Origin of the sequence: Enterobacter sp. MGH 16, from assembly GCF_000493175.1 — a bacterium.
GTDB classification, from domain to species: Bacteria; Pseudomonadota; Gammaproteobacteria; order Enterobacterales; family Enterobacteriaceae; genus Enterobacter; species Enterobacter roggenkampii.
Map to the genome: position 1 here is coordinate 3,971,048 of NZ_KI535695.1, position 23,838 is coordinate 3,994,885.

At 53.5% G+C, this 23,838-nt stretch carries 22 protein-coding genes and 1 tRNA gene; 9 read left to right on the forward strand and 14 right to left on the reverse strand.

Going from position 1 to position 23,838, the window contains the following annotated elements; genetic code table 11:
* Window positions 1-107 precede the first annotated feature (107 nt).
* The 4 genes from L362_RS04325 to L362_RS04310 all read right to left on the reverse strand — a co-directional run bounded on the left by L362_RS04325 (window position 108) and on the right by L362_RS04310 (window position 3,639).
* Window positions 108-1,196, reverse strand: a complete 1,089-nt coding sequence (locus L362_RS04325; protein ID WP_023345178.1) for an AAA family ATPase — start codon at window positions 1,194-1,196, stop codon at window positions 108-110.
* 145 nt (window positions 1,197-1,341) lie between these two features.
* Window positions 1,342-2,301 carry a YbgA family protein gene (locus L362_RS04320; protein ID WP_023345179.1) on the reverse strand — a complete coding sequence of 320 codons (960 nt, stop codon included), beginning with the start codon at window positions 2,299-2,301 and terminating at the stop codon, window positions 1,342-1,344.
* Between the two features lie 102 nt (window positions 2,302-2,403).
* A complete protein-coding gene (gene uraH, locus L362_RS04315) occupies window positions 2,404-2,814 on the reverse strand; it encodes a hydroxyisourate hydrolase (protein WP_008500117.1) in 411 nt (136 codons plus the stop codon).
* Between the two features lie 99 nt (window positions 2,815-2,913).
* Window positions 2,914-3,639, reverse strand: coding sequence for a MerR family transcriptional regulator (locus L362_RS04310; protein ID WP_023345180.1), 726 nt, complete (start codon window positions 3,637-3,639; stop codon window positions 2,914-2,916).
* Window positions 3,640-3,756: 117 nt separating this feature from the next.
* On the opposite strand from L362_RS04310, the gene L362_RS04305 reads away from it, so the two are divergent.
* From L362_RS04305 to L362_RS04295, 3 genes are all read left to right on the forward strand, one after another.
* On the forward strand, window positions 3,757-4,281 hold the full coding sequence (locus L362_RS04305; RefSeq protein WP_023345181.1) for a lipocalin family protein: 525 nt from the start codon (window positions 3,757-3,759) through the stop codon (window positions 4,279-4,281).
* A gap of 78 nt (window positions 4,282-4,359) precedes the next feature.
* Window positions 4,360-5,400 (forward strand): class I SAM-dependent methyltransferase, encoded by a 1,041-nt coding sequence (locus L362_RS04300; RefSeq protein ID WP_023345182.1) that lies wholly within the window; start codon window positions 4,360-4,362, stop codon window positions 5,398-5,400.
* 66 nt (window positions 5,401-5,466) lie between these two features.
* Window positions 5,467-5,910, forward strand: coding sequence for an acetyltransferase (locus L362_RS04295; protein WP_032637916.1), 444 nt, complete (start codon window positions 5,467-5,469; stop codon window positions 5,908-5,910).
* A 32-nt stretch (window positions 5,911-5,942) separates the two neighbouring features.
* On the opposite strand, the gene L362_RS04290 is transcribed toward L362_RS04295, so the two are convergent.
* The 4 genes from L362_RS04290 to L362_RS04280 all read right to left on the reverse strand — a co-directional run bounded on the left by L362_RS04290 (window position 5,943) and on the right by L362_RS04280 (window position 8,055).
* The gene (locus tag L362_RS04290; RefSeq protein WP_023345184.1) at window positions 5,943-6,563 is read right to left on the reverse strand and encodes a hypothetical protein; all 621 of its coding nucleotides are present in this window, start codon (window positions 6,561-6,563) and stop codon (window positions 5,943-5,945) included.
* Window positions 6,527-6,892, reverse strand: coding sequence for a tlde1 domain-containing protein (locus L362_RS24190; protein ID WP_023345185.1), 366 nt, complete (start codon window positions 6,890-6,892; stop codon window positions 6,527-6,529). Before L362_RS24190 ends, L362_RS04290 begins: the two co-directional genes overlap by 37 nt.
* A gap of 9 nt (window positions 6,893-6,901) precedes the next feature.
* Entirely contained in the window at window positions 6,902-7,387 is a 486-nt protein-coding gene (gene tssD, locus L362_RS04285; protein WP_023345186.1) for a type VI secretion system tube protein TssD, read from the reverse strand.
* A gap of 371 nt (window positions 7,388-7,758) precedes the next feature.
* Window positions 7,759-8,055, reverse strand: coding sequence for a SymE family type I addiction module toxin (locus tag L362_RS04280; RefSeq protein ID WP_023345187.1), 297 nt, complete (start codon window positions 8,053-8,055; stop codon window positions 7,759-7,761).
* A gap of 136 nt (window positions 8,056-8,191) precedes the next feature.
* On the opposite strand from L362_RS04280, the gene L362_RS24195 reads away from it, so the two are divergent.
* A complete protein-coding gene (locus L362_RS24195; protein WP_071787689.1) occupies window positions 8,192-8,383 on the forward strand; it encodes a toxin-antitoxin system HicB family antitoxin in 192 nt (63 codons plus the stop codon).
* Here L362_RS24195 and L362_RS04275 read toward each other — a convergent pair.
* The gene (locus L362_RS04275) at window positions 8,367-9,515 is read right to left on the reverse strand and encodes an N-6 DNA methylase (protein ID WP_023345188.1); all 1,149 of its coding nucleotides are present in this window, start codon (window positions 9,513-9,515) and stop codon (window positions 8,367-8,369) included. The genes L362_RS24195 and L362_RS04275 overlap by 17 nt on opposite strands.
* A gap of 70 nt (window positions 9,516-9,585) precedes the next feature.
* On the opposite strand from L362_RS04275, the gene L362_RS04270 reads away from it, so the two are divergent.
* Both L362_RS04270 and L362_RS24725 read left to right on the forward strand, forming a co-directional pair.
* On the forward strand, window positions 9,586-11,277 hold the full coding sequence (locus L362_RS04270) for a hypothetical protein (protein ID WP_023345189.1): 1,692 nt from the start codon (window positions 9,586-9,588) through the stop codon (window positions 11,275-11,277).
* Window positions 11,277-12,167: a hypothetical protein gene (locus L362_RS24725; protein ID WP_023345190.1), complete on the forward strand. Its 891-nt coding sequence runs from the start codon at window positions 11,277-11,279 to the stop codon at window positions 12,165-12,167. Before L362_RS04270 ends, L362_RS24725 begins: the two co-directional genes overlap by 1 nt.
* 23 nt (window positions 12,168-12,190) lie before the next feature.
* On the opposite strand, the gene L362_RS04265 is transcribed toward L362_RS24725, so the two are convergent.
* Window positions 12,191-12,285 (reverse strand) — tRNA-Sec (locus tag L362_RS04265).
* A gap of 289 nt (window positions 12,286-12,574) precedes the next feature.
* Between L362_RS04265 and L362_RS04260 the strand changes: the two genes are divergently transcribed.
* Window positions 12,575-13,966: a glycoside-pentoside-hexuronide family transporter gene (locus tag L362_RS04260; protein ID WP_023345191.1), complete on the forward strand. Its 1,392-nt coding sequence runs from the start codon at window positions 12,575-12,577 to the stop codon at window positions 13,964-13,966.
* Between the two features lie 12 nt (window positions 13,967-13,978).
* Window positions 13,979-16,297, forward strand: a complete 2,319-nt coding sequence (gene yicI / locus L362_RS04255; RefSeq protein WP_023345192.1) for an alpha-xylosidase — start codon at window positions 13,979-13,981, stop codon at window positions 16,295-16,297.
* 128 nt (window positions 16,298-16,425) lie between these two features.
* Here yicI and L362_RS04250 read toward each other — a convergent pair whose 3' ends face one another.
* Window positions 16,426-18,120, reverse strand: a complete 1,695-nt coding sequence (locus L362_RS04250) for an AsmA family protein (protein WP_023345193.1) — start codon at window positions 18,118-18,120, stop codon at window positions 16,426-16,428.
* 119 nt (window positions 18,121-18,239) lie between these two features.
* Window positions 18,240-19,631, reverse strand: a complete 1,392-nt coding sequence (gene xanP / locus L362_RS04245) for a xanthine/proton symporter XanP (protein WP_023326426.1) — start codon at window positions 19,629-19,631, stop codon at window positions 18,240-18,242.
* A gap of 225 nt (window positions 19,632-19,856) precedes the next feature.
* Here xanP and gltS point away from each other — a divergent pair, with 225 nt between their 5' ends.
* A complete protein-coding gene (gltS, locus tag L362_RS04240; protein ID WP_023293746.1) occupies window positions 19,857-21,059 on the forward strand; it encodes a sodium/glutamate symporter in 1,203 nt (400 codons plus the stop codon).
* A gap of 2 nt (window positions 21,060-21,061) precedes the next feature.
* On the opposite strand, the gene recG is transcribed toward gltS, so the two are convergent.
* Window positions 21,062-23,143: an ATP-dependent DNA helicase RecG gene (gene recG, locus L362_RS04235; protein WP_023345194.1), complete on the reverse strand. Its 2,082-nt coding sequence runs from the start codon at window positions 23,141-23,143 to the stop codon at window positions 21,062-21,064.
* A 3-nt stretch (window positions 23,144-23,146) separates the two neighbouring features.
* A complete protein-coding gene (trmH, locus tag L362_RS24730; protein WP_021242410.1) occupies window positions 23,147-23,836 on the reverse strand; it encodes a tRNA (guanosine(18)-2'-O)-methyltransferase TrmH in 690 nt (229 codons plus the stop codon).
* Window positions 23,837-23,838: the final 2 nt, after the last annotated feature.

Genomic DNA, 23,838 nt, shown 5'->3' on the forward strand with positions numbered 1-23,838 from the left:
AAGTCGAAAAATGAACCGCTCACCAACAATCGTCGTCGGATAGAATTGTTATCGAGAATAGTTAGCATGAGTGAGATGCGAAAAAACAGCCTCCGTGCCCATTGAGACTACCCCAGCCTCTCCACCCGCGTCTCCCCCTCCGCCATCGACAGCTGATACAGCGAAAACGATCGCTGCTTCTCAATCAACGTCGCCAGCTCCGGCGAGTGGCTGGTGAGCCAGATCTGCGAGTAGCGGCTGGCCTCGGCGATTAAGCTCGCCAGGGCAGGCAGCATCTGCGGGTGCAGGCTGTTTTCCGGTTCGTTCAACGCGATAAACGCCGGTGGGCGCGGGCTTAACAGCGCTACCGCCAGGCACAGAAAGCGCAGTGTGCCGTCGGAAAACTCCGCTGGTTCCAGCGGTCTGCTCAGCCCCTCGCGCTGCATCATCATGCGAAAACGTCCGCCGGTGTTGTCGCTGTAAAACACGCAGCCGGGGAAGGCCTGGTCAAGGATGCGCATCAGCAGCAGCTCGTCGCCAATCTCGACGATGGTCTGAAACGCGGCCGCCAGGTTGGCGCCGTCGCTGGCCAGCACCGGGGAGCGAAAACCGACCTGCGGGGCGCGCATCGCCGAGCCGATTGATACAGAAAACTCATGATAAAAGCGCCAGTTACGCAGGGACTCGCGCATCTGCGACACTTCCGGGTAAAGGTGCGGTTCGCCGAGCTGGCCGAATACCGATTCGTTCTCGTACAGCGTGCCGCTGTGGGTCACTTTCTCGTGATGCACGTTATTCAGAAACACCGCCTGATTCCTGCGCTTCATCAGCTGTGACGAAGGTCGACGGTGCTGGCCGCTCAGCCAGAGAGACTCTTCTTTGATCACCGGGTCGAGCTGAAACTGCGAGGGATAGGGCAGCTTCTCCACAAACCCGACCTGCAGCTCGTATTCGTAGCTCTCTGTTTCTACCGCCAGATTCATCCGCCGCAGCTGGTCGCTGCGGGTTTTGCCTGCCCAGAACACCTTCAGAATGCCGCCCTCGTTCGCCAGCGCCTGTGAAAACTGCCCCTGGGCGGCGCTGTGCATCAGGTGTATCGCCTTGTAGATATTCGATTTCCCGGTGCCGTTCGGCCCAAAAACAATGTTGAGCTGCTCCAGCTCCAGCGACATCTCGCGGATGGAGCGGTAGTTTTGGATATGCAGGGTGTGGATCACAGGCAGGCCCCTTTCGCAGAATAAGCCTGTATATAATCACAGTCTTTGAGATGAAATGCAAAAAAGAGACGACAGTGAGGATGTCGTCTAAACGGGGTACTGCTTTGGGCCTCTACGGGTCAATGGGGCCTTCGCATTTTTATGATCACTTGACTGCCAGACGCAGACCCAAATCATCAGGATAGGGATCAAAGTAGTTTTGCGTCATCAGATACCGGTCGGGGTATTCGGCCAGGTAGTGCTTCAGCAGCGTGATCGGGGCGAGGATAGGCAACTGTCCGTTGCGATAATGCAGGATCACGTCGCGCAGTTCGCCGCGCTGGCGGGTGTTCAGCTGGTTACGAAAATACCCCTGAATATGCATCAGCACGTTGGTGTGATTCTTCCGCGAAGCGGGTTTTTTCAGGATGGTCATCAGCTTTTCCCGGTACGCCACAAAGAAGGCCTCCAGGTCTTCCCACTCGTGCAGCGAGGCAACGAACGGGCCGATTTCACGGTAACCCGCCTGATGGTGCGCCAGCAGCTGGAGTTTGTAACGGCTGTGGAAGTCCAGCAGCGCGCGGCGCGTGAGGCCATTTTTACGCAGCGTGTTCAATTCGTGCAGGGCAAAAACACGTTCGACAAAGTTTTCACGCAGCACCGGATCGTGCAGGCGTCCGTCCTCTTCCACGGGCAGCCACGGCCAGGTTTCAAGGAGGGCGGCGGTGAACAGCCCGACCCCCTCCTTGCGGCCCCGGTTGCCGTTTTCATCATACAGGCGCACGCGTTCCATGCCGCAGCTTGGAGATTTAGCACAGACGATAAACCCGGCGAGATCGCCGATTTTCGGCAAAAAATCTGCCGTAAAGTCCGCCATTTTCTGCGTAACGTCTTCGTGAGGCGCGTGGCTAAAGCGCATCTGCGTTTCACCGCTGGTGGTCATAATCAAACGCAGCGCAGGGCGAGGCGTCGGCAGGCCGATGGCCATTTCCGGACAGACGGGCCTGAAGTTCACCCACTGGGCCAGCTCATCCATGACGAAGCTCATACGCTTGTGTCCGCCGTCAAAGCGAACGGCGGATCCGGTCAAACATCCGCTAATACCGAGCACAGGTTTCGTTGTCATGGTGTGGTCCTCCCGTTCATATAATTAAAACTTACACAACATGACTAATTTGTCCAAGTATTCGCGGAACTATTTTTTTTATTCCTTTAGAATCAATGCGTCTTAGCTGCCCTTATAGGTCGAGTAACCGTACTGGCTCAGCAGAAGCGGGATGTGCAGCTTCTCGTTGGTGCGCGTCACGGTAAACAGCACCGGGATCTCCGGGAAGAAGGAGTCCAGCTTTTTGCCGTGGAAGTACTCAGCGGTTTTGAAGGTCACTTTATACACGCCAGGCTGCATGTCCTGATCCTGCGGATAAAGCGATTTGATGCGTCCGTCATGGTCGGTTTTACCGCTGGCAATCGGGGTCCATTTGTCCTGCTGCTGCTTCTCCAGCGTAACGCTCACGTCTGATGGCGGCATCCCGGTTTGCTGGTCGAGAATGTGGACGCTCAGCGTACCGGCAGGGGCGCTAAAGGCGGCGGGGGCAAAGGCCATTGAGGCCAGGATCAGCAGAGGGGCAGTTTTTTTCATGGTGTTTTCCTGTGGAGTTATTCGTCACAGGAAAACGTTAGCATTTGCGGCGCGGGAAAATATTCAACTTTTCGTGAAGATTCCCGCAGGAGAAAATGATCAGAGGATAATCACTTCAAGCGATACCTGCTGCTGCCACTGCTCCACCTGCTTTTTCCGCCCGGCGGTGAGTTTACCGCTGGTGACCAGCAGCCATTTTCGCTCCGGGAAAATTTCCGGCGCCAGCGCGGCAGGGGGAACCGGCAGGATGTCGATGCGGTGGCCCTGCCCGGTGCGCGTTAGGGCTTCGAGCCAGATCTCGCACGGGTCGTTCAGGTGCCAGCCGCTGAGCAGAATATTATCGCCCGGCGCTTTTTTATCGCCTTCGAGGCAAAACGAGGTATAGGCGATGATGATGCCGTCGAGGATCGCGCGCAGGGTCATGGCGGCGGCCACGTTAGCCGAGACCTGGCGGCGCAGCGGGCGCAGCACGTTCGCGACCAGCTCCGGCCTTGGGTACTCGCGTCCGGCGTCGTAAATCATCTGGCGCAGGGACTCGACTTTGCCGTCCTGCAGGCGTTGCAGCATGTTCTGCTGCAGGGTTTGCCAGTTGTTGGTTCGGCCCGGCGTCGGGCGTTCCAGCAGCGGTTTGACCTGGCCGATCGGGACGCCTTTTTTTACCCAGTCGAGGATTTTGAGCGCCTGCTGGACGTCCTCATCGCTGTACTGGCGATGGCCGCCTTCCGTGCGCTGTGGCTTGAGTAAACCGTAGCGACGCTGCCACGCCCGCAGGGTGGTGGCGGTGATGCCGCTGAGTCTGGCGAATTCGCCGATGGAGTAAGCCATGTCCGTGTCCAGAGTGGAGGAATACTCTCAATATACTACGAATTTTCCCGAAGGGGATGAAGCGCCGAAACGGTGCACTACACTTAACATCCAACCGTGCAAATGAAAGGAATTCTCATGAAGCTATGGCCTGTTGTGACCGGTGTTGCGATTGCTTTGACGCTGGTCGCCTGTAAATCCCCCACGCCGCCGAAAGGCGTGCAGCCTATTACCAACTTCGAAGCCAGCCGCTATCTCGGTAAATGGTACGAAGTCGCCCGTCTGGAAAACCGCTTCGAACGCGGGCTGGAGCAGGTGACGGCGACCTACGGCAAGCGCAGCGACGGCGGTATCAGCGTGCTTAACCGGGGTTACGATCCGGTGAAGAACAAGTGGAATGAGAGCGAGGGGAAAGCGTACTTCACCGGCGAGCCGAGCACGGCCGCGCTGAAGGTCTCCTTCTTCGGCCCGTTCTACGGCGGGTATAACGTGATCAGACTCGACGATAAGTACCAGTATGCACTGGTCAGCGGCCCGAACCGCGATTACCTGTGGATCCTGTCGCGTACGCCGAACATCCCGGATGCGGTGAAGCAGGATTACCTGAACACCGCGCGCAGCCTGGGCTTCCGGGTTGACCAGCTGGTGTGGGTGAAACAATAAAAATCGTGCTTTCTTCCTGGGGCATTACTGGCACGCCTGGATAGACTTCCGTTAAAAGCCTAACGGAGGGAAGACGACATGAACTGGCAGCCTTTTCGCGGCGATGCGCCGGAAAATATGACGATTTTCAGCGCGTCATTTCCCGACGTCAGCGACCAGTGGCCGATGAAAGACGATGCTGCCCGTGAGATCGCCTCCCTTGACCGCGCCTTGAAAGCGGAGCCGGCGCTTCGGCCGCCGCGGGTGGAATACGACGAAGGGGGGCTGGCCGTGCTTGTTCCGCAGAACCGCTATTCCGAACAGGCCTTCCGCAACCGTCCGGCGCTCACCGCGTGGCGCACCCGGCTGGTCCCCTCCGCGCTGGCGCTGTTTGTGGTGCAAAACCCGCTGGAGGACCGCCTGCCCGACGGCACAAAAATGGACAGCGACAGCCGCCAGTGGTTTATCCACGCTAACGATGCGATTGGCGTGCGCTCCCGCGCCCGGGTGCTGGCCGCGCTGGTGGATAAGTACATTCATAATGAAAGCGAGAACAACTGGGTCAGCCTCGCGAGCGGTGCCGCCATTCCGGTGCTGGAGGCGCTGCGCGAAGCAAAGCTCGACGGTCAGCAGGTCTATCTCACCCTGGTGGACAAAGACCCGGTTGCGCTGAGCTGGGCGGAAACCATGGCGGCGCAGGAAGGCATTGTGGTGGGCGAACAGCTGACGCTGCTCAGGCGCAACCTGCTCCATACGCTGGTGCGTAACGAGGACCTGCTGCTGGAGCTGGGCGAGCATCAGGCCGAACTGGTCGACGCGCTGGGGATTTTCGAATATTTCAATGATACCGACGCGGTGATTTTTCTCCAGCGCGCGCTGCGGCTGGTCAAGCCCGGCGGCGCGGTGATTGTGTCGAACATGCTCACCAGCAGCCCGCAGATTGACTTTGTGCTGCGGGGCATCGGCTGGGAGGATATTCACCCGAGGTCGTTACAGCAGCTGCAGGACATCCACCTCGCGGCGGGCGTGCCGGTGGAAAACGTCACCGTGGTGGTGCCGAAGGACGGGGTGTATGCGGTGATGGAGATCAGGGTAGGGGATGAAAAACCGCACGGTCAGTTCCCTCTCCCTGAGGGTTAGGGTGAGGGGGAGCAGGCCGCATAGAGTGATTTGCATTAGTAGAATTTTCCAATCATGATCTCCCCCATGAAAATTGAAACCGCACTCCCCACACATTTCGAGCGTCTGGTCGCGATCTGGGAATCCTCCGTCCGCGCCACCCATCACTTTTTACAGGAAAGCGATATTGCGGCGCTGCGCCCGCTATTGCTCAACGCCTATCTGCCAAATCTCAAGGTTGTGATTGCTCGCGATGACGCAGGCGTTATTCACGGCTTTTTAGGCGTGGATGAAAACCGCATTGAAATGCTGTTTGTTGACGATGCGAGCCGTGGGAAAGGCGTTGGGAAATTGCTGCTGCAACACGCCATCGCAGCGTTCGGCGCGAACGAAGTGGATGTGAATGAGCAGAACCCGCAGGGCGTTGAATTTTATCGCCATATGGGGTTTGAGCAGGTCGGGCGCTCGGAAGTGGACGGGCAAGGGAATCCGTTTCCGTTGTTACATATGCGGTTGGGTGGGCAGGTTTAACTCCCTCTCCCTCTGGAGAGGGAGTCTGCAAGCTAGTTACTGGTAATTTGCCCGATGATTACGCCACGCACTTTTTCCCCATCAAAGTAATAAGAGACCGTATTACTCTGGATGAATCCATTCTGTACTGGCGTCTCCTGATAAAAAAGCATCGCTTTCTTTTTGGCGATCTCTTTCTTGCCGAGCAATGCAACTAAATTCCCGTGAGTAGCATTCAAAAACGGAACATTAGCGACTGAGACTTTGATAGGTTCCGTTGTTTTTGCACACTCTTTATGAATCCCATCCCTGGCTATGGCTAGTGCCGTTAACAATCCTGCACCCATTTCGTTATCCGAGATGAACCAGTAATTCGTGTCATCGTCGTCATGGAGGCAGATCCAGCGCGCGGAACTGTCTTTGTTAACGGGGGAACTGGTGATGTCTGACAGGTGAGTAGCCTCCATTTGCAAGGTTTTATTGCCTATAGTGATGGTTGGGAAAAGGGATACTGTCGTTGAATTTTCCGTCAGTGAGTCGTCTTCATCGTAATACTGGGACGCGAAGCCACTCATTTCGGTTGCTGAGACGTACGCACTGGCTGCTATGAGTAATGGCAAGAAACAAAATAAATACTTCATTTGACAATCAATACCGTATCGTTGCTTTTCCATATACTCCTTCTGGCACTCAGAGGTGCAATGATGCAGCCCTCTGAAGAGTCGTCAGGGTGCAAACTGCTTTTACCATGAATTTTAAATGAGTCTCTACCGCACATATCATTTGTAGAGTAGGGCGTGAGGCTAAGAGTGTATTTTCCAGTATGAGCAGAATTATGGGGGGACCCAATAGTGTAGGTACCCCTCGGCAAAGGTCCGCTGTTTTTTACACATTCTTGTGACGGATCGTTTTTGTAACCACTTGCACCTGCATAATCTGCATCAAATTGGTAAATACCATCCAGATAAAATTTATGCTCTTTTACATCATATTCCCAGGACATACTTTCTCCTTAAGCGCGTTCTTTCCAGGTATCAGAGTGAATGATGTTTCCATCAATGTAGTGCCATGTGATTTTTTCATATATTAGATCTACATATTCATGGTGTGTATAGTGTTCGTTTTGCGGATGTTTAATATCAAACATGACAGGTTCAATTTGAACAACTCTTGCATTTTCTAACGTTGTCTTAAAGTAAGCCTCTTCGAGTCCGTTATAGTTGATCCTGTAAAATATGAACTCTGCTTTTTTTAGCGTTTGCCCAGTGCACAAGGCTTTGTATAGATATGAGGATGATGAATCAATCTCTTTCATGAATGCATAGGTACTACAAATGCGTTTTGCTGTGATTTTTCCGGAGAATTTATCTATAGGCTGTTCTATAGAATGCATAAATTCAATCACTTCTATTGAACCTTCGCGACCCTTTATATCGACAGATCCATTAATCCTCCGGCCTGAATCATCCTCGAGCCATAAGTAAACAGGTATAGCCATCTCAATCTCCTTTTATAGACTGAGGGAAACTACTCTTCATTATAGATTTAAATTGTGACTTTCATTTCAAAATAGAAAATAAAATATGGAAGTGGGATTTAAAACTGCTCTTTGCGATGTATACGTTTCTCAGATGGGTTTTTAAAGATTATAACGTTGAATTATGATTTCGTTGCCATCGTAAGATAAATGCTAACTTAAAATAGCATCAGGAATTGAAATGATGAATGTCATCATATATTGAACTTGTAAGTTAGCATTACATGTTGGGTTCGATTGCTTTTTGGATGTTATGGAAGAAATCTGGCATTCTATATTGTTTTTTATATTGGCTGCATGCCCAGCAGCCAACTTGATAACAGCGGGAACGGTTATGATAATTGCAGGCTCGCCAGCGTGTTCTCGATCTGGCATAACTTTGCTTTAGTGCGTTTGTAATCGTCCAGAATCCTTTGCTCCTGCTCGTTATACGCCACCAGAACGACGCATCCTTTCATGACCTTTACCGTAACCTGCTGTCCGGTATCAAACCCTGCAGCCCGCAGCCACTTGCCGGAAAGGATGATTTTCGGCGTGGATTTGTCGAAAACATTCGGGCGATATCCCACAATTAACGAACGCTCGGTTCCGGATTGGTCTGTGTCTGGGGTAGAATGCGAATCAGCCATAATCAACTCCTTGATAGTTGGTGAGGTTAGCTCTCGTCCGGTATTGCGAGTACCTGACGGGGGCGTTTCAATCTGAGGTTGTCGTATGTTAAGGTACGTACCTCAATGATGATATCTTGCTCTTGTAGGTACGTACATGTCAACGGCTAAACGTGACCCAAATCAGTCAAAATCCGGAAAAGCACCAACTTTTCAGATGCGTATTACGCCTGAATTGAAGGCACAATGTGAGGTTGCAGCGAAGGCCGAAGGGATGAGTTTGGGGAATTGGTTTAAAAATTTGGCGCGAAAAGAGTTAGAATATTTAGGCCTTACTCCAAAGGAGTAGATGATAAAATTGAATCAATCAGCAACGATAAATTTGCAATAGTGATGTGTTTAGCACATGTTCCTGTACAGTTTTTGCTAATCCATTCATCTCTATTTTTTTTCCAGTAATTAATGAATATTACTCTGTCTGCTTCATTCTGAAATCTTACGGCGAAGATGCAATCAGATATTATTGCATTACCTTGGTATACAAAATTTGTTTTACCAACTATTCTACTGCCCACTCTTGCAATAAGAATATCATTCATAATGGCTGTTTTATTTTCAGGGTTTATTTCTGGCGCTTTAAAGTTTATATCGCACATATCATCTGCCATATTCGTCGTATGGATATAACTAAGTGCGATTTTTTTGCACTCTTTACCTGATAGTCGTCCTCTTAAAATTTGATATCGTGATTCAGTAGATTCTCTACTTCTTTTTTTTGGGCCAATAAAGACATTGGTCATGAATTGTTCATTTACAATTATCTCTATGAATTCATTAACCTTTATATACTTAAAGTAAGAATCTTTCGTCGAAGGTGTTTTTTTTAAAATTAAAACAAAAGTTTTAGCTTCAGTCTTACTGAATGACTTATGTTCGCATTCTATCAAATATTGTATCGTCAAATTTTTGGCGATTACGCGTCGAATTTTTTCATGGGCGAACCCCTTTATAATAAGCTCTGGTACGATAATGGCTACGATACCATTATCTTTCAAAGCTAATAAATTCAATGCTAGGAATAATATTTCCGAGCGAATTTTTTTACTTTTAGAATAAATGCTTCCGAATGCCGCATTGAGATATTCTTTAGTGTTTTCCTGTATGTCAATAAATGAAAATGGAGGATTGCAGACAGCAATATCAAATTTTTTGGTTTTTAGAAGTGACCGACATATTTCGCTTGTGGCATCTACACAATAATGTAAATCTTCAGGGAATTTTTCGCGGAGAAGATCAATGTTTTTCGCATCAATATCAAAAGTTGTACAATGAAGATGAGGCCATTTTTTTTTGGCTGAATCAAGCAGGGCACCTTCACCTGCGCTAAGTTCGAGGCAAGTTAGAGGTTGAGAAATACTAATCAAGGTAGTAACTAGATCACTAATGTTTTTGCTTGTATAGTATTGGTTATACTTAATCACGTTTTAGCTTCACTTGTACAAATTTACAGTATTTTACTTCGTTTTTACGCGCAGGTAAAGGAGTGTCGGGATGACAGATAACTTGAACTTAGCCCTTTTCGATGAGGCAGAATATGAAGAACGCGCTGATTATATCGATAAAGACGATCTTTTGAGATGGACGGCCACGAGTAAGCATTTTGATAATATTCAAAAGAAGCTGATTCAGGTAGGAGCAAAGTTAATTGTTGGTCCTAGGGGTACAGGTAAAACTCACCAAATGCGTTGTGCTTACCATGCATGTAAAAATGATCCAGCTAAACCTTTACCGCTTTATATTACATTTAATCATTACTTAAGGTTGGAAACTTATCTGCATGAAAACTCAAATGCAATAGATATTTTTCATGCTTGGGTTTTGGCAAAAATAGTCTCTTCCTGTGCGGATTCTTATAATGTTTTTTTGACTGATGTCAGCTTTGATTTGAACTTCTTAAAAGTTTTTATATCAGATGTCGAAAAGCAACGATATGATGAAAAATATTCAATTGTTCTTGTCGAGCTTAATATAAAAATAGTCCAAGATTTAATCGAAAATGCTATTATTAGAAATAATAGAAAGCGTGCTGTATTATTTTTAGATGATGCGGCGTTAACATTTACTAATGATTTCATGATAGAATTTTTCGATATTTTTAGAAGTTTGAAGACAATACATATTTCACCAAAGGCCTCTGTTTATCCCGGGACAACTCAATATGGACCGCGTTTTCATGTTGGACAAGATGCTGAGCGCGTACCTATTTGGATGAATGTTGAGGATTCTGATTACCTTAGCTTTATGGATGCAATTGTATTAACTAGATTTGGAAATAGCCTAAATATTGATAAGGATATGCGTGAGTTATTAATGTTTGCCGCTTTTGGAATCCCGAGAACATATATCATGTTCTTGAGGTCTTATATTGAATCAGATAGAAAAAGTCAACAGTCAAAATTTAATGCTATCATTTCTGAAAAATGCAATAATATTATAAGTGAATACAATTCTATTTCTCAAAAAATGCCGCAGTATGCTAAGATAATATCTATTGGCGATAACTTATTATCTGAAATTGTTAAGACCATAAAATCCTTTAATCATAACAAAATAGATGAGCAAGGTGATGATTATAAAAAAAATATCGTGATAGGAATTGAAGATATAGATACTAAAGCAGACAGAATGATCAAGTTTTTAATCGAAGCTGGTATTCTGTATGTTGAAGAAGATATATCCCATGGGACTGAAAGAAAGATTAAAAGATTTATTCCTCACTTAGCATTGCTTATTAAAGAGAGAGTATTCACTAAAAGCAAAGGCTTTAATGTGTCTGAATTGCTAGGAGTTATTAAAGGGCAGTCTGAAAAGCATCCTGTTCGCAAAAAATTTAACAGACTTTTATCACAGTCCACTATAGATTCAATAGAGTTAGATCTACCACCTTGTAGCAAATGTAACACTCCAAGGATCGCAGAAGGCCAACGTTATTGTCATATTTGTGGGACTGCACTTTTGGATAGTTCCACTTTTAGAAACTGTATGAAGACAAAATTAGTACAATTGCCTATGACTGAGTTCCAAAAGAAAGTTATTAACAAAACAAAGTATATAACGGTCGAGGATGTTCTTTCTTCAGATAATACTGCTGCAGAATTGAAGAAAGTTAAAGGTGTTGGCGAAAAATATGCAAATAAGATCGTTAACAAGATAAACGAATGGACAAATGAGTTCTTATACTAATGGCTAAGAATCCAAAAACATTTCATTGTAATGTTTCGGGCGTAAGAACTGCTTCGAGCATAAAATCCATGCAGTTTTTCGACAGCGCATACAGTGAGCCAGAACATTCTCCTATAGATTTGTTTCAAGATAAAAAAACCAGTAATATGAAATTACTAGGTGCTCATCTGAAAGAACCGAATTCTGAAGGGTATATATCTCTTGCCACAAGTTCTTCACAAGAATGGAATCAACTCGCTAGCTTAGTTGTCTTGGGGCTGGTATCTGCCGTGGAAAGTTATTTTAGATGTATAATAAGAAGATTGCTCAACCTAGACGACCATTCGAGGAAAAACAGTTATAGTTCTACATTAACTTATGGCGCAGCTTTACATCATCATAAAAACCTTTTTCCTGAAGCTTTATTAGAAAATGCTTCCTTTACGTCTTCTTCAAATATAATTAAAAGTATAAATTCCTTTTTAGATGTAAATATTGGTGGTTTTGCAAAATTTCCTTCGCTTGCTTCAGCTTTGACTGATTATGATATAGTTTGTCATCTTCGTCATTGCGTTGTTCACCGCGCAGGTCTTCTGGGATCTAATAATGCACTTGCATTGGGCATAGATGAATACTCTGAATTATTAGAAAAACCATTATCTATAAATTTTTTAACCGTTCAACAAATAGCAGTTGTATGTGACAATTTAGTAAAAGAAATTAATGACAAACTCTTTGTTGATATAATATCAAGAACAGTGAAGTTCTATGATTGGAAAGGTGATTTTAGAAGTGATAAATCATTTTTTAAAAAGTACTATGATCTTTTTTCTTCAAAAGCCAATAATACAAGTGATAATATGAAAAAATGCTATCGTTTATTTATTTCTTCTCATGACATTAAAGTGTAGTGCTAAGTATTAGCTTGAAATTTTGGCGGAAGATCACAGGAGTCGAACCTGCCCGGGAACGCTGGCGTCCCCAACTGGATTTGAAGTCCAGCCACCTCACCGGAGATGACGATCTTCCGCGCCTGCATTGCTACATGGAGGCGGGGCGCATTATAGCTACTTTCAGGCATTTACCACATACCCCACACCACTTTTTTCACCTCTCTTTTGACCTGCACCCCCCTGTTTCAGTTAATTCTTAAGAAAATCCTCAGGTTAGCCTTTCGTGCTCTCCAGTATTTACCGCGATCACAAAAAACAAGAAACGTAATCTGCTAACCAGAAAACGCAATACCCGCCGTTGAAACAATGGTTTAAAACCAATGCAACCGGTCTCAGCGCCCCCTACAGCGTGAAGGATAAAAAAGATGAGCGAAGTACTGTCAGTAAAAGAGAAGATTGGCTACGGCATGGGAGACGCCGCCAGCCACATCATTTTTGATAACGTCATGTTGTACATGATGTTTTTCTATACCGATATTTTCGGCATTCCCGCCGGATTTGTCGGCACCATGTTCCTGCTGGCGCGCGCGCTGGATGCGATCTCCGACCCGTGCATGGGGCTGATTGCCGACCGCACCCGCAGCCGCTGGGGCAAGTTCCGCCCGTGGATTTTGTTCGGCGCGATCCCGTTCGGTATCGTCTGCGTGCTGGCCTACACCACGCCGGACCTCAGCCTTAACGGCAAAATGGTTTACGCCGCCGTTACCTACACCCTGCTGACCCTGCTCTATACCGTGGTCAACATTCCTTACTGCGCGCTGGGCGGCGTGATCACCAGTGACCCGACGCAGCGTATCTCCCTTCAGTCCTGGCGCTTCGTGCTGGCGACGGCGGGCGGCATGCTCTCCACGGTGCTGATGATGCCGCTGGTGAAGCTGATTGGTGGCGACGATAAGGCGTTCGGCTTCCAGGGTGGGATTGCCGTGCTGTCGGTGGTCGCGTTCCTGATGCTGGCGTTCTGCTTCTTCACTACCAAAGAGCGCATCCAGGTGCCGCCGAGCACCACCTCCATGCGGGAAGACCTGCGCGATATCTGGCAAAACGACCAGTGGCGCATCGTCGGCGTGCTGACCATCCTCAACATCCTTGCCGTCTGCGTGCGCGGCGGCGCGATGATGTACTACTGCACCTGGATCATGGGCTCGCCGGAAGTGTTCGTCGCGTTCCTCACCACCTACTGCGTCGGCAACCTGATTGGCTCCGCGCTGGCGAAACCGCTCACCGACTGGAAGTGCAAGGTCAGCATCTTCTGGTGGACCAACGCCGCGCTGGCGGTGGTCAGCGTGGCGATGTTCTTCGTGCCGATGCATGCCACCGTGGTGATGTTCGCCTTTATCTTCGTCATCGGCGTGCTGCACCAGCTGGTGACGCCGATCCAGTGGGTCATGATGTCCGATACCGTCGACTACGGTGAATGGACCAACGGCAAGCGCCTGACCGGCATTAGCTTTGCAGGCACGCTGTTCGTGCTGAAGTTGGGTCTGGCGCTGGGTGGGGCGATGATCGGCTGGATGCTGGCAGGCGGCGGCTACGATGCGGCGGCCAAAACCCAGAACAGCGCGACCATCAGCATCATTATCGGCCTGTTTACCCTGGCCCCGGCGGTCTGCTACGTGCTGAGCGCCATCATCGCCAAACGCTACTACACGCTGAAAACCCCCTTCCTGACCAAAATCCTGGCCGAGCTGGCGCAGGGCGCGCGCCGCAATCAGCAGGAGTTTGAAAACCTGCCGGTCAGCAAAGAATTACAGAACTAAGAGGACGAAAGCATGAAAATCAGTGATGGAAACTGGCTTATTAAACCGGGCCTGAACGTGACCTGTCCGGTGCAGGTATTCGACGTGGAGCAGCAGGGTAATGACCTGGTGGTGTACGTGGCGCCGCGTGACGTGCGCGAACGCACCTGGCAGCTCGACACGTTGATGTTCACGGTGCGCCTGTTTGCTCCACAGGAAGGGATTGTGGGGGTGCGCATCGAGCACTTCCAGGGCGCGCTTAACAACGGCCCGCACTATCCGCTGAACGTTCTGAAAGACGTGAAGGTAGAGATTGAAAACAACGCCGAATTTGCTGAGCTGAAAAGCGGCAGCGTCAGCGTGCGCGTCACCAAAGGCGAGTTTTGGGCGCTGGATTTCCTGCGCAACGGCCAGCGCATTACCGGCAGCCAGCTGAAAAACAACGGCTACGTGCAGGACAGCAATACCCACCGCAATTACGTTTTTGAGCGTCTGGATCTGGGCGTGGGGGAAACGGTCTACGGCCTGGGCGAGCGTTTTACCGCGCTGGTGCGCAACGGCCAGACGGTCGAGACCTGGAACCGCGACGGCGGCACCAGCACCGAGCAGTCCTACAAAAACATCCCGTTCTACCTGACCAACCGCGGCTACGGCGTGCTGGTGAATCACCCGGAAAACGTCTCGTTTGAAGTGGGCTCCGAGAAAGTCTCTAAGGTGCAGTTCAGCGTGGAAGGGGAGTATCTGGAGTACTTCGTGATCGACGGCCCGACGCCGAAAGAAGTGCTGAACCGCTATACCCGCTTCACCGGGCGTCCGGCGCTGCCGCCTGCGTGGTCATTTGGCCTGTGGCTCACCACCTCGTTCACCACCAACTACGACGAAGCGACGGTCAACAGCTTTATCGACGGCATGGCCGAACGGGACCTGCCGCTGCACGTGTTCCACTTTGACTGCTTCTGGATGAAGGCCTTCCAGTGGTGCGACTTCGAGTGGGATCCGGTGACCTTCCCGGACCCTGAAGGGATGATCCGCCGCCTGAAGGAGAAAGGGCTGAAGGTCTGCGTGTGGATTAACCCATACATCGGCCAGAAATCCCCGATCTTCCGGGAGCTGAGAGAGAGGGGCTATTTGCTCAAGCGTCCGGACGGCTCCCTGTGGCAGTGGGACAAATGGCAGCCGGGGCTGGCGATTTACGACTTCACCAACCCGGACGCGTGCCGGTGGTATGCCGACAAGCTGAAAGGCCTTGTGGATATCGGCGTCGACTGCTTCAAGACCGACTTCGGCGAGCGTATTCCGACGGACGTGCAGTGGTTCGACGGGTCCGATCCGCAGAAGATGCACAACCACTACGCCTACATCTACAACGAGCTGGTGTGGAACGTGCTGAAAGAGACGGTGGGAGAAGAAGAGGCGGTGCTGTTTGCCCGCTCCGCGTCCGTGGGTGCGCAACAGTTCCCGGTTCACTGGGGCGGCGACTGCTACGCCAACTATGAGTCGATGGCCGAAAGCCTGCGAGGCGGGCTGTCGATTGGCCTGTCCGGCTTCGGGTTCTGGAGCCACGATATCGGCGGGTTCGAAAACACCGCCCCGGCGCACGTCTACAAACGCTGGTGCGCGTTCGGGCTGTTTTCCAGCCACAGCCGCCTGCACGGCAGCAAATCCTACCGCGTGCCGTGGGCGTACGATGACGAGTCCTGCGACGTGGTGCGACACTTCACCCAGCTGAAGTGTCTGCTGATGCCGTACCTGTACCGTCAGGCGGCGCTGGCGCGCGAGTTCGGCACGCCGATGCTGCGCGCGATGATGCTGGAGTTCCCGGACGATCCGGCGTGCGATTACCTCGACCGTCAATACATGCTGGGGGATGCCCTGATGGTCGCTCCGGTGTTCTCCGAGGCGGGGGACGTGCAGTTCTACCTGCCGGAAGGGCGCTGGACGCACCTGTGGCACAACGACGAAATTCAGGGCAGCCGCTGGCATAAGCAGCAGCACGATTTCATGAGCCTGCCGGTCTACGTGCGCGACAACACGCTGCTGGCGCTGGGCAACAATAACCAGAAGCCGAACTACGCGTGGCACGAGGGGACGGCCTTCCAGCTGTTTAACCTGGACGATGGCGCAACGGCGGTAAGCGAAGTGCCTGCGGCGGACGGCGCGGTGGCGTTTACGCTGAAGGCGTCACGTCGGGGCGACATCGTGACATTTACCGGCGCGGGAGACGCGCAAAACTGGTCGGTGTGTTTGCGCAACGTGCAGAAAGTGCGCGGCGTGAAGGGCGGCTCGCACGCGGGCAGCGAGTGGGGCGTGGTGGTGAAAGCCGAGGGGGATGAGGTGGCGGTTCAGCTCTGAGGTGGAAAATGCCCGGTGGCGCTGCGCTTACCGGGCCTACGGTAATTATGCGGTCTGATGTCCTCACCCACAGGGAGAGGGAACCAAAACCTCGTAGGCCGGGTAAGGCGAAGCCGCCACCCGGCTTTTTACTGTACCGGCGCCATCGCCGACACCACGCCGCCCGTCATCGTCTGCTCTACCTGCTGCTTATCCATATTCACCGCGCTCAGCTTCCCATTCACCGTTGGCTTCAGCGGCGCACTGGCCTGCACGCTGCCGCTGGCGGTGAGCTGAATATTGCCGTCACCTGCAATCGGCAGCGCAGGCCAGCCCCACTGCTGCAGCACGCTGAGCGGAACGCCGCGCCCGTTCAGGCTCACCGCGGTCTGCCGCTGCGGCAGCTGGGAAACGGTCGCCGTGGCTTCCAGAATACCTTTCTCGGTAAACGCGCTCAGGTCGGTAATGTTCACCGTCGCGGCGTTAGCATTCAGCGCCAGCGACGGACGGCGCACGTCCACGCGGTTAAAGGTCGCCGCCGCGCCGTTCAGGGTTGCGCTGCCGCCCCAGACGCCCCACTGGCGATCTTTCACCAGCTGCAGGTTTGCGCCATAGCCGTCCAGAGAGGTGATCTGCCACGGGAAGGCGGGATCGATGTCGATCACCAGGTTGCGGCTTAGGCCAAATTTTTGCAGCGTGACGCTGTTCAGCCATTCCGGCAGAGGCGCCATCCACAGCGTTTTCCAGTTCTGCGGCAGGGTATACTCCAGCCCGGCAATGGCGACATCGTCCAGCACCAGCGCTTTACCGTCGCGCAGCCAGTTACCGGACGTGCGCACCATGCCGCCTTCCCAGCGGGAGGTGAACTGGCGCAGCGCCATGCCCTGCGGGGAAAACTCCGCATTCAGGATCGGATCAAAAAGATGCAGCGAGCCGTAGATAAACTCGCTGGCGTTCATGGACAGGCGGCCTTCCAGGCTCTGCCAGTCACCTTTGCTCAGCGTCAGGTTGCGCAGGCTTAAATCGAGGTCGGTCACCGCCCAGTCCGGGCCCTGAAGCCGGGCGTCGGTCACGTCCAGACGACCAATCTGCAGAGAGGGGATAGTGGCCAGCGGTGCGAAGAACGCCGTCAGCGTTTTATCGCTCTGCAGGCGGATCTCGTTCAGGCGCATGGTGTCGATAATCCAGCTCCCGTCGGCGTTGCGCAGGGCCGAGCCGGTGAGCGAGCCCCGGGCCATATCGGCGCCAATCGTATTCAGCACCACTTCCTTGCCGTTGAGCTGGCCCTCGATCAGCACGTTGGTGGCCGGTACGCCGTTGAGGGTCAGCGAGCCTGCGCTCATCTGGATCTGCGCGTGATTACCCAGCACGTTGCCCGCTTCCGGCTGCCACGGGCTGACGCCGCCCGTCACCTTCTGCGCGCTCAGATCCCATTCGGTATTCGGGCTGTTAAAGGCCATATTGTTCAGCTGCAGGCGATCCGCCTGGAAGGGCAGCGGCGCGGTCTGCGGGGAGAGATTCAGCGTGCCGTCGAACAGGGTGATGGTGTCCACGTGCAGCGGATCGGTTATCTGGCGGCTGCTGAGGCCGATATCCACTTTTTTGGCCACCAGCGTGGCGGGTTTACCGTCCCGGCCGAAGGTGACGTTTTCCAGAATGATGTGGGATGGTGACGAAAAGCGGTGATTCATCTTGTCGAAACTGAGCTCGTAGTCGGTATTCACCGTTACCCAGCTGCTGACCTGAGTCGCGCCCCAGCGGGTCTGGAGCAGAATATAGAGCGCCAGTATCACAATGAGCAGGGCTACCAGAAGATAGACGAGTAGCTTTCCAATAAATTTCATGGTCTTCCATCCCGCAAAACGCACATAAGGGAGTTATGCACGATTTATGCGCAATCCTCAAGGCGGGAATGGTGTAAATAGATGTCACGGCAGACATTGACTGCCTGCCGTGAAGGGGATCAGTTCTTTTCAGGCGGGAAAACGAGGTTCAGCACGATAGCGGTGATACCGCCCGCGGCAATACCGGAAGAGAGCAGGTTTTTCACCCAGTCCGGGGCAAACTGCAGGATCAGCGGCTGCTGAGAAACGCCCAGACCGACGGCCAGCGACAGCGCAATAATCATGATTGCGCGGCGGTTCAGCGGCTCGCGGGAGACGATACGCACGCCGGAGGCCGCGATCGTCCCGAACATCACCAGCGTTGCACCGCCCAGCACCGGCTCAGGGATGTGCTGCACAAAGCCGCTCACCGCCGGGAACAGGCCGAGGACGATCAGCATCAGCGCCACCACGAAGCCGACATAGCGGCTGGCCACGCCGGTCAGCTGGATCACGCCGTTGTTCTGACCGAAGCAGGAGTTCGGGAAGGTATTGAAGACCGCAGAGACAAACGAATTCAGACCGTTCGCCAGCACGCCGCCTTTCAGGCGCTTCATGTACAGCGGGCCGGAAACGGGCTGCTCGGAGACGTCGGAGGTGGCGGTGATGTCGCCGATGGTCTCCAGAGAGGTGATCATAAAGACCAGCATCAGCGGCAGGAGCAGACCCCAGTCAATGCCCAGACCGTAATACAGCGGCGTAGGGACAGCGATCAGCGCGCTGTTGGCTGGCGCGGTGTTCTCCGGCAGCATGCCCAGCGCCCACGCCAGCAGGTAGCCTGCCGCCATGGCGATCACCAGCGAGGCGACGCGCAGGTATGGGTTACGCTGGCGGTTAAGCAGAATAATGATGGCCAGCACGACGCCCGCCAGCAGCAGGTTTTTCGGCGCGCCGAAGGTGTGGTCGCTCATGGCGGCATAGCCGCCGCCGATGGAGGTGAGGCCCACCTGAATCAGCGACAGGCCGATAATCATCACGACGACGCCGGAAACCAGCGGGGTGATAACGCGGCGAGCCAGGTGCAGAACGCGGGAGATCACCATCTCCGTACAGCTGGCCAGCATCAGCGTGCCGAACAGCGCCGCCATCATGGTCGGGACATCCGCGCCGCCGGTTTTCAGGGCCGTACCGCCCATGATCAGCGGCGCCACAAAGTTAAAGCTGGTGCCCTGAATAGACAGTAAACCCGACCCCACCGGACCCCACGCTTTAATCTGGATAATCGAGGCCACGCCGGAGGCGAAGAGAGACATGCTGATAATGTGCTGCGTGTCCTGCGCCGGTAAACCGAGCGCCTGACAGATCAGCAGCGCCGGGGTGATCACCGCAACAAACATCGCCAGAAGATGCTGGCAGGCGGCGAAAAGCGTCTGCGGCAGCGGCGGGCGGTCTTCAAGGCGGTAAATCAGTTCGCTATTTTGCTTCTGCGCAATCGGTTGCGCATCAGGCGACTCTATGGTGTTAACGGACATCGGCGGCAATCCCACGGTGGAAAAGCGGGCATTTTATCTGACCACCTGGTAAAAGCAAACGATTGCCAGCAAAAAAAGACAAGAAAATCTGCCGCTGTGAGCAGGTTTTCTACATCCGATGAGGAAAAAAAATTACACTTTTTGCGCCGGAAGCTCATGAAGAGCGCAAACCGGCCCAGGATAACGCCGCGTGTGTATGGAACACGCGCAAAAAAGGAGCCTTCTATGATTCATCTCGATACGTTGTCGACCCTTGTTGCCGCAACGCTGGTGTTACTGCTTGGCCGTAAGCTGGTACATAGCGTTTCCCTTCTGAAAAAATACACCATTCCTGAACCTGTCGCTGGCGGCCTGCTGGTGGCGCTGGCCCTGCTGGTGCTCAAAAAAAGCATGGGCTGGGAAATCGATTTTGACATGTCCCTGAAAGACCCGCTGATGCTGGCCTTCTTTGCCACCATCGGCCTGAACGCCAACCTGGCAAGCCTGCGGGCGGGCGGTAAGGTGCTCGGCGTATTTTTGATTGTGGTGGTGGGGCTGCTGCTGATGCAAAACGCGATTGGCATCGGCATGGCAACCTTGCTGGGGCTGGACCCGCTGATGGGGCTGCTGGCGGGGTCGATTACGCTGTCAGGCGGTCACGGTACCGGGGCGGCGTGGAGTAAATTGTTCGTCGAGCGCTACGGTTTTGAAAATGCAACGGAAGTGGCGATGGCCTGTGCCACCTTTGGCCTGGTGCTGGGTGGCCTGATTGGCGGCCCGGTGGCGCGTTATCTGGTGAAGCATTCCACCACGCCGAACGGCAGGCCGGACGACGAGCTGGTACCGACCGCCTTTGAAAAGCCTGACGTTGGGCGCAGTATCACCTCGCTGGTGCTGATTGAAACCATCGCGATGATCGCCATCTGCCTCACCGTAGGCAAAGTGGTTGCGCAATGGCTGGCGGGCTCCGCGTTTGAGCTGCCGACGTTTGTCTGCGTGCTGTTTATCGGGGTGATCCTGAGCAACGGCCTGGCGCTGATGGGCTTCTACCGCGTGTTTGAACGGGCGGTGTCGGTGCTTGGCAACGTCTGCCTCTCGCTGTTCCTGGCGATGGCGCTGATGAGCCTCAAGCTGTGGGAGCTGGCCTCCCTGGCGCTGCCGATGGTGGCGATTCTGGCGGTGCAGGCCCTGTTTATGGCGCTGTACGCCATGTTTGTCACCTGGCGCATGATGGGCAAAAACTACGATGCGGCGGTGCTGGCGGCGGGTCACTGCGGGTTTGGTCTGGGGGCAACCCCAACGGCTATCGCCAACATGCAGGCGATCACCGAACGCTTCGGGCCATCGCACATGGCGTTTCTGGTGGTGCCGATGGTCGGGGCGTTCTTTATTGATATCGTCAACGCGCTGGTGATTAAGCTGTACCTGATGCTGCCGATGTTCGCCTGAAATCAGGCGTTGGAATAGCGTTCGGTTTCCGGCATCCAGCGCTCAATTAACGCTGCCGCCTGCTCGGGGTAGCGTTCATGAATGTGGCGGGCGAGGCGCTGAACCTCGGGGATCATGGCCTGATCGCGCAGCAAATCCACGACTTTGAATTCCGCATTCCCCGTCTGACGCGTGCCCAGCAGTTCACCGGGTCCGCGGATCTCCAGGTCTTTTTGCGCAATCACAAAACCGTCGTTACTGTCGCGCAGCACCTGCAAACGCATCTGGGCGGTTTTCGAGAGCGGCGCTTTGTAGAGCAGGACGCAGTGGGACGCTACCGCGCCACGGCCGACGCGCCCGCGAAGCTGGTGGAGCTGGGCAAGGCCCAGGCGCTCCGGGTTTTCGATAATCATCAGGCTGGAGTTCGGCACATCCACGCCCACTTCGATGACCGTGGTCGCGACCAGCAAATGCAGCTCGCCCTGTTTGAACGACTGCATCACCGCCTGCTTTTCAGCGGGCTTCATGCGTCCGTGAACCAGACCCACGTTCAGCTCCGGCAGGGCGAGCTTTAACTCTTCCCACGTGGCTTCGGCAGCCTGCGCTTCCAGCAGTTCCGACTCTTCAATCAGGGTACAGACCCAGTAGGCCTGACGCCCTTCGTGGGTGCAGGCGTTGCGCACGCGGTCGATGATATCGCTGCGACGCGTGTCAGGAATGGCAACCGTCGTGACCGGCGTACGGCCCGGGGGGAGTTCGTCGATGGTGGAGGTATCCAGATCGGCGTAAGCCGTCATCGCGAGGGTGCGCGGGATCGGCGTGGCGGTCATGATCAGCTGATGCGGGTGGAAGCCCTGCTGCAGTCCCTTTTCCCACAGCGCCAGACGCTGATGCACGCCGAAGCGGTGCTGTTCATCGATAATCACCAGCGCAAGGCCGTTGAACTGCACCTGCTCCTGGAAGATAGCGTGCGTGCCGACAATCATCTGAACCTGCCCGCTGGCGATGGCTTCCTGCTGCGCAAGGCGCGCTTTGCCCTTTTGTTTTCCTGCCAGCCAGCCCACTTCAATCCCCAGCGGCGCGAACCAGGCGCGGAAATTGCTGGCGTGTTGTTCCGCCAGCAGCTCGGTCGGTGCCATCAGCGCGACCTGTTTGCCGTGGGCAATCGCGCGCAGGGCTGCAAGGGCGGCAACCAGCGTTTTACCGGAGCCTACATCGCCCTGTACCAGGCGCATCATCGGCACGTCGAGCGCCATATCGCGTTCAATCTCGGCGGTGACGCGCGCCTGCGCACCGGTGGGTTTAAACGACAGAGAGGCCAGCAGCTTATCTTTGAGCGCATCATTCTGGCTTAACGGCTGGGCGTGGAAACGCTGCGCGCCAGCGCGAAGCGCCAGCATGCTCAGGTTATGCGCCAGCAATTCCTCAAGGATAAGACGCCGTTGGGCGGGGTGTTTCCCGCTTTCTAAGTCGCTGAGCTGCAGCGTGGGCGGCGGACGGTGCAGGGTACGCAGCGCTTCGGGAAGGCTCATCATGCCCTGCGCCAGCTCGGGTGGCAGCAGCTCGGTAATGGCGCAGGTGTCCAGCAGCTCCAGCGCCTGATCGGTAAGCTTACGCAGCGTCGCCTGCTTGATACCTTCGGTCGTCGGGTAAACCGGGGTAAGTGTCTCCTGCAGTTCCGGCGTGCTGAGATCGCCCTGCACGCGGTACTCGGGGTGGATCATCTCTGCGCCGTACTTCCCGCGTTTGGCTTCGCCATAGGCCAGCACCCTGCGGCCTGTCGCCAGGCTGTTTTTCATCGCCGCGCTGAAGTTGAAGAAACGCATGGTGAGAATGCCGGTGCCGTCGCTGATCTGGCAGGTCATCATCCGGCGTCCGCCGAAGGTGATGTTGCAGTTCAGGACTTCGCCTTCAACGGTGGCGTAAATGGCGGGAAGGAGATCGCCAATCTTATAAAGCTGGGTGCGGTCTTCATAACGCAGGGGGAGGTGAAGCAGGAGATCCTGCACGGTGTGCAGGCCAATTTTGGCCAACTTACTGCTTTGCGCCGCGCCCACGCCCGTCAGGCTGTTGAGCGGGATAGCATCCAGCAGGCGGCCTTTCATCGCTTACCCGGCGTACTGCATGGTGGCCCACCACTCGGCATCGGCTTCAATTTCGCCCTGCGCGTTGACGTGGGGGTAAGGCAATTTTTTCTGCTTCGCAACGCGAGCCAGCACTGGATAACCGCCTTCAAACAGCAGGCGCTGCTGTTCATCTTCCGGCAGCATGCTGTTGCTACGCTCGTACATGCCGGCGTTCTGACGCTGGCGCTGCGCTTCATACAGAATGAGCGCGGACGCCACGGAGACATTGAGAGACTGGACCATGCCGATCATTGGAATGATGATGTCCCGATCCGCCAGATCCAGCGCTTCCTGTGAGATCCCGGTTTTCTCCTGACCCATCAAAATGCAGGTCGGGCGAGTGTAGTCGATCTCGCGAAAATCCACGGCTTTAGCGGACAGGTTAGTGGCAAGGATTTGCATCCCGCGCCCTTTCAGGTGCGAAACGGCATCGCCAATTGTCTGGTGAGATTTGACGGAAACCCAGCTGTTACTGCCTGCCGCCGCCGAGACCATGGTGCGCATCCGGTGACCCGGCCAGACGGCGTGCACTTCATGCACACCGACGGCATCGGCGGTACGGACGATAGCAGAGACGTTATGCGGTTTATGGACCTGCTCCATGCAGACCGTCAGGTCAGGCTGACGCCTGGCGAGCATTTCGCATATCCGCGCGTAACGTTGTGAATTCATAC